Origin of the sequence: Pedobacter paludisoli, assembly GCF_052344095.1 — a bacterium.
Taxonomy (GTDB): domain Bacteria; phylum Bacteroidota; class Bacteroidia; order Sphingobacteriales; family Sphingobacteriaceae; genus Pedobacter.
Genome location: NZ_CP179926.1, coordinates 2,767,067 through 2,777,554, shown reverse-complemented (window position 1 = coordinate 2,777,554; position 10,488 = coordinate 2,767,067). Strand labels below are relative to the sequence as shown.

General features: G+C 39.1%; 6 protein-coding genes. All 6 read left to right on the top strand.

The genetic code is table 11. The features are described 5' to 3' along the window. Nucleotides 1–5: 5 nt before the first annotated feature. The 6 genes from ACJVDK_RS11320 to ACJVDK_RS11295 all read left to right on the top strand — a co-directional run bounded on the left by ACJVDK_RS11320 (nucleotide 6) and on the right by ACJVDK_RS11295 (nucleotide 10,459). Nucleotides 6–1,763: a RagB/SusD family nutrient uptake outer membrane protein gene (locus ACJVDK_RS11320; protein WP_443936777.1), complete on the top strand. Its 1,758-nt coding sequence runs from the start codon at nucleotides 6–8 to the stop codon at nucleotides 1,761–1,763. A 191-nt stretch (nucleotides 1,764–1,954) separates the two neighbouring features. Continuing rightward, complete coding sequence (locus ACJVDK_RS11315; protein WP_443936776.1) at nucleotides 1,955–3,442, top strand: alpha-L-fucosidase; 1,488 nt, start codon at nucleotides 1,955–1,957, stop codon at nucleotides 3,440–3,442. Nucleotides 3,443–3,459: 17 nt separating this feature from the next. Next, nucleotides 3,460–4,971 carry an alpha-L-fucosidase gene (locus tag ACJVDK_RS11310; protein ID WP_443936775.1) on the top strand — a complete coding sequence of 504 codons (1,512 nt, stop codon included), beginning with the start codon at nucleotides 3,460–3,462 and terminating at the stop codon, nucleotides 4,969–4,971. Between the two features lie 24 nt (nucleotides 4,972–4,995). Next, nucleotides 4,996–6,462, top strand: coding sequence for an alpha-L-fucosidase (locus ACJVDK_RS11305; protein WP_443936774.1), 1,467 nt, complete (start codon nucleotides 4,996–4,998; stop codon nucleotides 6,460–6,462). Between the two features lie 4 nt (nucleotides 6,463–6,466). Then, nucleotides 6,467–8,395: a heparinase II/III domain-containing protein gene (locus ACJVDK_RS11300; protein WP_443936773.1), complete on the top strand. Its 1,929-nt coding sequence runs from the start codon at nucleotides 6,467–6,469 to the stop codon at nucleotides 8,393–8,395. Beyond that, on the top strand, nucleotides 8,396–10,459 hold the full coding sequence (locus tag ACJVDK_RS11295) for a glycoside hydrolase family 2 protein (protein WP_443936772.1): 2,064 nt from the start codon (nucleotides 8,396–8,398) through the stop codon (nucleotides 10,457–10,459). The last annotated feature ends 29 nt before the right edge of the window (nucleotides 10,460–10,488 follow it).

Here is a 10,488-nt window from a genome sequence, read left to right as displayed (position 1 = left end):
TGAAAATGAAATATTTATTTATCGGTTTATTCATTGCAGGCGCTTTTGCTGCCTGTAAAAAAGCAGATTTTTTGGATCGAAAAACCGAGACTTTAACAGAAGATAAAGTATTTGCAGATAGTGCATTAACCACTGGTTTTATCAACGATTTGTACGCTTATACGGGGCAAGACATTATCCCATATCGCTATGTAAATATTACTTCTCCGGGATCAAATGATTATGCTTGCTTTGATGATCAAACAACTCTGTCAATAAGCTATTATAGTGCTCCGCAATCAGCAGTAATTGGAGGAACGTACACCGCAGCAAATTATTCATTGAATAATTATTGGCCAACCTATTATAAGAAAATAAGACAGGCTTCTTTATTCCTTCAAAAAGCCGTTAACACACCCATTTCTGAAACAAGAAAAAATAGGTTAATGGCAGAAGCAAGATACCTTAGGGCTTTCTTTTATGTTGCTCTGATTAGATTTTATGGGGGCGTACAAATTATGCCAGAAATCCCTTTAGAGGCAGAGGAAATATTGGTTTCAAAAAGAAATACGTATAAAGAGTGTGTAGATTATGTTGTATCTGAGCTAGATGCTGTGTCGTCGTTGCTTCCTTCATCCGTTTCACAATCTGCAGAAGAGTACGGGCATGCAACTAGAGGAGCAGCCTTGGCACTAAAGGCACGTATTTTATTGACCGCTGCAAGTCCATTATTTAATGGGAGTCCAGCAACTTCAGATTCTGGTTTGCTTCCTTTTGTTACGTATTCGGCTACTTATGATCCATCGCTGTGGCAAAAGGCAGCTGATGCTTGTAAAGCAGTAATCGATTTACCAGACTATGCTTTGGTTGAAGACAATGTTACACGCCCGGGACATGGTTTTTGGAAAATGTTTGTAAAAGGTCGGAAAAATTCAGAATACATTATTCCGTTTATTGTTGCAAACAATACAGCTTTAGAATCATCTCGTTTTCCGAGAAGTAGGGTAGGCGGAAGTGGAGGATATAGTAATCCGACTGAAAATGCTGTTTCTTTCTTTGGAACCAAAAGCGGTAAGTTAATAACAGACCCTACATCTGGATACAATCCGAACGATCCTTATGTAAATCGCGATCCACGGTTTTATTTTTCGATTATTTATAATCAAGCACCGATTTGGAGAACCGCTTCAGGTACTACGTTATATCCGGTGGATATATTTTTTAATAAAGCAACCAATGCGCTTTCTGCTGATGGAATTCAGACATACTATACTAAAACAGGTTATTATTCTAGAAAGATGGCGAACGATTCAACCGGAACTTCTGCATCGATAAGCAGAGCTTATCCAGTATTGCGTCTCTCAGAAATGTATATGGGCTATGCCGAAGCATTAAATGAGTTAGGCCAAACAGAAAATGCTGTGACAAATTTTAATATTGTTCGGAAACGAGCAGGCATCACAGCAGGAACAGATGGAAGATATGGAATACCGACTGGAGTGTCAAAAGAAGATTTACGCAAAATTATTCAGAGCGATTACGTTGCTGAATTTTTCCAAGAAGGACATTTTTGGTACGATTCAAGAAGATGGAAAATTGCTCAAGATACCGAAAGCAAAAATTTAATGATGTGTTACATTACCAAAGAATTAAATGGTACGTATACCTATGATAGGTCTAGACCTGCGTTAGCAGCCAATTGGCAAAACCGCGCCTATTTAGCACCAATTCCACAAGTGGAAATTGATAAATCTGCTACTTTAATTCAAAACCCTGGCTGGTAATACATAAAGAACTTAGGTTAGTTAGTTAAGACTCAAAATTAGGTTGGGCGCTGGATAGCGCCCCAACCTGACTAGAGTAAAGCTTCTCTTCGATGGGAGTAACAAGCCTCTCGCGTCGGCGATTAACATGAATATTTCACAAATAGTTAGCAAGGATAAAAACAGCATTAAAATATACGAATCAAGGTAAAATGACAGTAAAAAATAGGCGTTATTGCGGAAGAGTGATGTTGCTGGTTTGCGTGCTTTTAGGCCTAATGGCAAAAAGTTCTGCCCAAATAAAAACCGATACTATTCCCTTAAAATACGGTGCGCATCGCAGCGGAAATAGGACAGATGCAGACATGCAACGTTGGCGCAGCTATGGATTGGGACAATTTATTACCTGGGGCTTGTATGCTATTGCCAGTGGACAATGGGAAGGAAAATCCTACAATGGAGCAGCTGAGTGGATTCGCTCATGGGCCGAAAATTCAGCTCCTGAAAATTGGAAAGACACGTACGATAATTTTTATAAGCAGTTTAATCCAACCGATTTTGATGCAAGTAAATGGGCGAAACAAGCCAAGCAAATGGGCGCAAAATATGTCATTTTTACTACCAAATTTCACGACGGTTTTTGCCTTTGGCCAAGTAAATACACCGATTACACCATCAAAAATACCCCCTATAAAAAAGATATCGTAAAACAAGTAGTAGATGCGTATGATAAAGAGGGAGTAGATGTTTATTTGTATTTTTCTATTATCGATTGGAATCATAAAGGCTATCGGGTAGCGGTGCCAAAAACCAAAGCGGATAGTCTGGCATACGAAGATTTTAAAAAGTTTACCCGCAACCAGCTGTTGGAATTGCTCGAAAAATATCCTAGTACCAAAGGCTTTTGGTTTGATGGAACTTGGGATGCCGCATGGGTGAAGCAAAGCAAATTTACCGACGATTTAGAAAAAGAATTAAGAACAATCCACCCTGGATTAATTATTGGTAGTCGTTTCCGGGCCGACGAAAATGGTAAACGCCATTTCGATAGCAACGGAAAAATGATGGGCGATTATGAACAAGGTTGGGAACGTAAATTACCAGCTAATGTAGATGTGGTACAAGGCCGCGATTGGGATTGTGTTATGACTGTTGCACCCAACCAATGGGGATATAATTCAAACTGGAAAACATCCTACATCAAAACGACCAACGATTTAATCGATATGCTTATGCACGCGGTTTCTATGAACGGGAACTTTGTCATCAACTTTGGGCCTGATAAAATGGGGAATATTAGATCAGAAGAAACAAAAATAGCCGAAGAACTAGGGAATTGGATTGCCGAAAATAAGGAAGCCATATATGGTACCTGCTACGCTGGTTTGCCAAAACCCGACTATGGTTATTATACCAAAAAGGAAAATAAATTGTTTTTAACGGTGTTTAATCGTCCATTAAATAATGTAATACGATTGCCAATTTCAGGTGCATTCCCTTATGATGTTTTGAAGGCAGAGTTCAAGGGCCAACGTTTAACCATAAAAGAGGTGAATATTGGCATGAGTAACGACGTAAATCTGTATTACGATATTTCCCTGTCAGAAGGTATTCAGGTAAATCTGCCATTCGTAATTACAATTGATTTAAAAGAAAATAAAAATAAAGAAAAGGCTTATGGAAATCAATCTAAAGTTTAAACCCAGTGATAAAAAAAATGACTAATTATAAAATGGGTAAATCAGCACTGAGCAAGATCAAAAGGGCTATGCTGTTTAGTATATTTCTTGGTAATAGCCTAAACAATGGTTTTGCGCAACAGACAGCATTAACCAAAACCGATACCATCCCCTTAAAATACGGCTCCCATCGCGCGGGAAATAGAAACGATGCCGATATGCAGCGTTGGCGCAGCTATGGATTAGGACAATTTATTCATTGGGGAGTTTACGCCATTCCGGGAGGACAAGTACCAGGCCATACGTATATGGGCGAAGCTGCCTGGATTCGTTCGTGGACAGGAAATTCAGCCCCCGAAAATTGGAAAAACACCTACGATAATTTGTATAAGCAATTTAATCCAACCGATTTTGACGCAAGCAAATGGGCGAAACAAGCCAAACAAATGGGCGCAAAATATGTCATCTTTACAACTAAACATCACGACGGATTTTGCCTTTGGCCAAGCAAATATACCGATTACACCATCAAAAATACCCCCTATAAAAAAGATATTGTAAAGCAAGTAGTAGACGCCTACGATAAAGAAGGTATCGATGTTTACTTATATTTTTCTATTATCGATTGGAATCATAAAGGGTATCAAGTAGGAGTGCCAAAAACCGCCGCCGATAGTCTTGCTTACGAAGATTTTAAAAAGTTTACGCGCAATCAACTACTAGAATTGCTCGAAAAATATCCTACTACCAAAGGCTTTTGGTTTGATGGTACATGGGATGCCGCTTGGGCGAAGCAAAGCGAATTTACCGACGATTTAGAAAAAGAATTAAGAGCAATCCATCCGGGATTAATTATTGGCAGTCGTTTCCGCGCCGACGAAAATGGTAAACGCCATTTCGATAGCAACGGTAAAATGATGGGCGATTATGAACAAGGTTGGGAACGTAAACTACCAGCAAATGTAGATGTGGTACAAGGCCGCGATTGGGATTGTGTAATGACGATTCCTCCCAACCAATGGGGATATAATTCCGATTGGAGCTCATCGTACATCAAAACCGCCAACGATTTAATCGACATGCTTTTGCACGCAGTTTCTATGAACGGGAACTTTGTAATAAACTTTGGTCCGGATAAAAAAGGAAATATTAGACCAGAAGAAACAAAAATAGCCAAAGAAATAGGAAACTGGATCGCCGAAAATAAGGAAGCCGTTTACGCTGCACGATATTCGGGTTTGCCTAAGCCCGATTTCGGTTACTATACCAAAAAAGGCGACAGTTTATATTTAACTGTATTTAACAGGCCAGTAAACAACATATTGCGACTACCAATAGCACGTTCATTCAAAACAAAACCACAAAAGGCATCGCTTTACGGTAAAGAATTAGCGCTAAAAGTAACCGATATGGGAATGAGCAACGATAGCAATTTATACTACGATATAACCTTGCCCGATAACTTTAGCCCTGTACAGCCCTTCTGTATAACCATTACTTTACAAGAAATAAAAACAGGAAAAACTTCATTTGAAGAAGCAAAAACATAAAAATCATTTTATGATCAAATATTAATGAGACGAATAAGAAAAATAATAACGTTGAGTTTGGTTCTATTTTGCACATATGCCAAAAATAGTAATGCACAGAAAGCAGATACCATTCCCTTAAAATACGGATCACATAGAACCGGAAACAGAACGGATGCCGACATGCAGCGTTGGCGCAGCTATGGTTTAGGACAATTTATTCATTGGGGAGTATATGCTATCCCAGGAGGGCATTGGGAGGGGAAAACGTATAATGGTGCCGCCGAATGGATTCGTTCATGGTCTTCATCAGCCCCAGAAAATTGGAAAAGTACCTACGATAATTTGTATAAGCAATTTAATCCAACAGATTTTGATGCAAGCAAATGGGCGAAACAAGCCAAGCAAATGGGCGCAAAGTATGTCATTTTTACCACCAAACATCACGATGGTTTTTGCCTATGGCCAAGTAAATACACCGATTACACCATCAAAAATACGCCTTATAAAAAGGATATTGTAAAACAAGTAGTAGACGCCTACAATAAAGAAGGTATAGATGTTTATTTATATTTTTCTATTATCGATTGGAATCATAAAGGCTATCGGTCGGGGCTTCCAAAAACCGCTGCCGATAGTGTTGCATACGAAGATTTTAAAAAGTTTACCCGCAATCAGCTCTTCGAATTGCTTAAAAATTATCCAACTACCAAAGGCTTATGGTTCGATGGTACATGGGATGCTGCTTGGGTGAAACAAAGTAAATTTACCGATGATTTAGAGAAAGAATTAAGAGCCGTTCATCCGGGATTAATCATTGGTAGCCGTTTTCGCGCCGATGAAAATGGTAAACGCCATTTCGATAGCAACGGTAAAATGATGGGCGATTATGAACAAGGTTGGGAACGTAAATTACCCGCTAGCGTAGATGTGGTACAAGGCCGCGATTGGGATTGTGTAATGACGATTCCTCCCAACCAATGGGGATATAATTCCGATTGGAATTCTTCATACATCAAAACGGCAAATGATTTAACCGACATGTTGCTTCATGCCGTTTCAATGAACGGAAATCTCGTAATCAATTTTGGCCCTGACGGAAATGGAAACATCCGAAAAGAAGAAGCCGAAACAGCAGAAAAACTCGGCGAATGGGTAACGAAAAATGGGGAAGCCGTTTATGGTGTACGCTATTCTGGCTTGCCAAAACCCGAGTACGGTTATTTCACCAAAAATCATAACAAATTGTTTTTGACGGTGTTTAATCGTCCCTTAAATAATGTTGTTAGGTTAGCCATACCACGCTCTTTTACCGAGAAGCCTGCTGCCGCAATTCTTGATGGAAAAAATTTACCACTTGTTGTAACCGATATGGGCATGAGTAACGACCCGAATTTATATTACGATATCACACTGCCTGAAACGTTTAAGGCAACGCAACCCTTTGTTGTAACCATCGAATTGAAAGAGAATAAAGCAGAAAAAGGTGCTTTCGGCGAAGCAAAAACGTAACAAAATGAAAATTAGATTTATCCTATTGTCCTTTATTTTTACCCATTTTTTATCCCATGCGCAGCAAAAGGCGGCACGCAATTGGTTGTCGTCGAGTTACCAATCTGTTTATGGGACAAAAACCGCCTTTCCAAACTTAAAGGAATGGCAAACACAAGAACGCGAGAAAATATTCTCGGCCGTTACAAAAATTTCTGATACTGAAAAGGCAGCAATACGGGCTGCCGCCGATAATGCGAACACCTACCAATGGCCATCTTTACCCGCCAGTTTATACCTCGACTACCGAAACACCGGTACACGTGTGAACTACGAAAAAATACTTGGCGAACGTCGTAAAATGCTCTCTAATTTGGTAATTGGCGCTTTGTTAGAAAATAATGATAAGTACATCCCACAAATTGTAAACGGTTTGTGGTTAACATTAGAAGAAAGTACTTGGGTAGCGCCTGCGCACATTGTGGTGCAAAAACAAGGAGCAGATTTGCCCTCGCCCAGCTATCCATATATCGATTTGTACGCATCGCGAACAGGTTTGTTAGTAGCGGAAATATACAATTTGTTATCGCCCCGTATCGCCAAGTATTCGAAAGTGGTAAACGAACGAATGGTGTACGAAATGAACCGACGGATTTTTGAGCCCTATGCCAAGTTCGATACCTTTTCTTGGATGGGAACAAAGGGTAATGCAGTAAACAATTGGAATGCCTATTGCAATACCAACTGCATGCAATCGGCACTCTTGATGATGAAGCCTAACGATACACTAAACCGCTTCACACAGAAATTGTTGCGCAGTGCCGATCAGTTTGTGAACCAATATCCCGAAGATGGCGGTTGCGATGAAGGTCCAAGTTATTGGGACATGGCCGGAGGGAAAATCATTCGTCTTTTTATGCTGATGAATCAAGCATCCGAAGGAAAAATGAATTTTAAAGACAAAGAATTGCTGCACGAAATGGGCAATTATGTGTATAAAATGCAAATTGCCGATAATTCGGTGGTAAACTTTGCCGATGCAGTAGCCAGTTATACGCAAAATCCCGAAAGCGTGTATCGTTTTGGCGAGCTATTCAACGATCCTAAATTAAAGGATTATGCAGCTTATCTTTTTAAGCAAAAAGGAGAGCAAATAACGATTGATGATGTAACCGATTTTACCCAAACCATACAGATTTATGCCGAGTTGAAAAAGGAAGGAACAAAAGCTCCATTTCCGGCGGTATCTGTATTGCCTAATTTGCAGGTTTTTACCACACGCGCAAAAGAAGGAAGTACCAAGGCACTATTTTTAGCCTGTAAAGGAGGAAACAATAACGAAAGCCACAACCACAACGATATTGGAAATTTCTTGGTGTATGCCGATGGAAAACCCCTGTTAATTGATGCAGGAGTAGGTACGTATACCGCCAAAACCTTTAGCAACAAACGGTATGAACTTTGGAACGTTCAATCCAACTGGCACAATTGTCCTACCATAAACGGTTTCGATCAAAAAGATGGAAAACAATACGCAGCAAAGAATTTCAACTATACAAAACACGGGAAAGAAGAAGTTTTAAGCATGGACATTGCTGCGGCCTATCCGGCACAAGCCAGCATAAAAGAATGGGAACGCCGATTTGTATTTAACCCACAAAAAGATTGCATAACCATCGAAGACCAATTTCAATTATCGGCAATAAAAGCCAATAATGTAGTAAATCTTTTGTCTTCACAACCTGTAGAAATTAAAAACGGTACTTTATTTATCGGGAAATCAGCTTATGCACTTCATTTCAATCCAAAAGTTTTCGATGTAAAAATTGAAGAAAAACAAATGGACGATGCAAGGTTGCAAAAAGTTTGGGGCGATAAATTATTCTCGATTAAACTGATCGCTAAAACAAAAGAATTAACAGGTCAGTATAAAATCGAAATAAAAAAAATCTAAATGAAAAATAATACACGAACAAACACTGTTGTTTTATTAAGCTTGTTTCTTGGACTTATAGGTCAAGTACAAAGTTTAAAGGCTCAATCCCCTCGACAAACAACCTTATTTAATGCGAATTGGGAGTTTAAAAAAGTAAAAGATAGTACCCAAAATAAACTGGCGTGGGAAAAAGTAACATTGCCACACACCTGGAATGCGGTAGACATGCAAACCACCAAAAACTTTTACGAAGGAGAAGGAATTTACAGAAAGGATTATTTTTTTGGGAATGAGTACAAAGAAAAACGCGTTTTTATGCGTTTTGAAGGGGTAGGTCAAGTTGCAGAAGTTTACGTAAATCAAAAACTAATTGGAAAACATAAAGGAGGCTACTCGGCTTTTTGTATGGATATTTCCTATGCACTAAAATATGGCGAAAAAAATACTATCGTAGTAAAAGTGAACAATACCGCCAGAAAAGATGTAATTCCAGTAAATCAGTTTTTATTTGGTGTTTACGGAGGCATTTATCGCCCTGTGAGCTTAATTGTAACCGATAAGATTAACATTACAACGACAGATTATGCTTCTCCAGGGGTGTACATTTCACAGCGAGAAGTAAGTGCGCAAAAGGCCGATATAGGTGTTGCTGTAAAGGTTGAAAATATTACCGCGAAAGCAGAGGAAGTTGTCCTTAAAACAAGCATTTACGACCAGAAAGGGAAAATTGTACTAACCAAAGAAAGCACACATTTGGCTAATACACAAGGCAGACAGGAATTTACACAAGAAATTACGCTAAATAATCCCACACTGTGGGATGGATTTACGAATCCGTATTTATACAAATTGGTCGCACAAATTGTAAAGAATGGAAAAGTAGTTGATGAAGTACAGCAGCCTTTAGGTTTAAGAAAATTTGAACTAATTGCCGGGAAAGGAATGTATTTGAATGGAAAACCTTATCAAATGCGTGGCGTGTGTAGACATCAAGATAGATGGCAATATGGAAGTGCTTTGAGCAATGCACAGCATAAAGAAGATTTAGAGATTATTAAAGAAATGGGAGCCACAACCATTCGTTTTGCCCATTACCAACAGGCAGAATATCTGTATTCGCAATGCGATACAATGGGCTATGTAATTTGGGCAGAGGTTCCTTTTGTAAATACCTACACCGGTGAAGAAGGCGATAATGCAAAACAGCAATTACAGGAACTAATAAAACAAAATTACAATCACCCCTCAATTTATGTTTGGGGTTTACACAACGAAGTTTACGGCAAAACACCAGCCGATTTCCCTGCGGCATTAACCCGCGATTTAAACGATTTGGCAAAAAACATCGATCCGTATCGTTATACTGTAGCCGTTAGTGGATACGGGGAAATGGATCGACCAACCAATTTGAATACCGATATCCAAGGAATGAATCGGTATTATGGCTGGTACGATGGTCAAATTGGCGATATCGTTCCTTGGGTAGAAGGTCTTGAAAAAAAATATCCTGATAATTTGCTGATGCTGGCTGAATACGGAGCAGATGGAAATGTGTTTCATCAACAGGAACAAAGTGAATTAAAAGATACGTTTAATTACGGTTCGCCATTCTATCCCGAGGCTTATGAAACAAAAACACACGAAATGCAGTGGCCAGTCATCAAACAGCATCCCTATATACTTGCTTCGTATGTGTGGAATATGTTTGATTTTGCAACGCCTATGTGGAACCGCGGTAGTATGCCTGCCAGAAACATGAAAGGTTTGGTAACATTTGATCGGAAATTAAAGAAAGATGCTTTTTACTGGTATAAAGCTAATTGGAGCGAACAACCGGTACTCTATTTGACTGAAAGACGCGCCACTGAAAGGAAGCATGCTCAAACCAGTATTACAGTATATTCAAACAAAGGAAAACCATCCATTTATTTAAATGGGAAGAAACTACCTGAACCCACTCAAAATGGTGTGCTGTACAAACTGGAGAATGTAACGCTGAAAAAGGGAAAAAATACCATCAGCACAAAAATCTTAGTACAAGGTAAATCACTTACCGATCAAATAATCTGGGAATTGAAATAGAATTTACTACTTTCATGCTTAAAGAAATA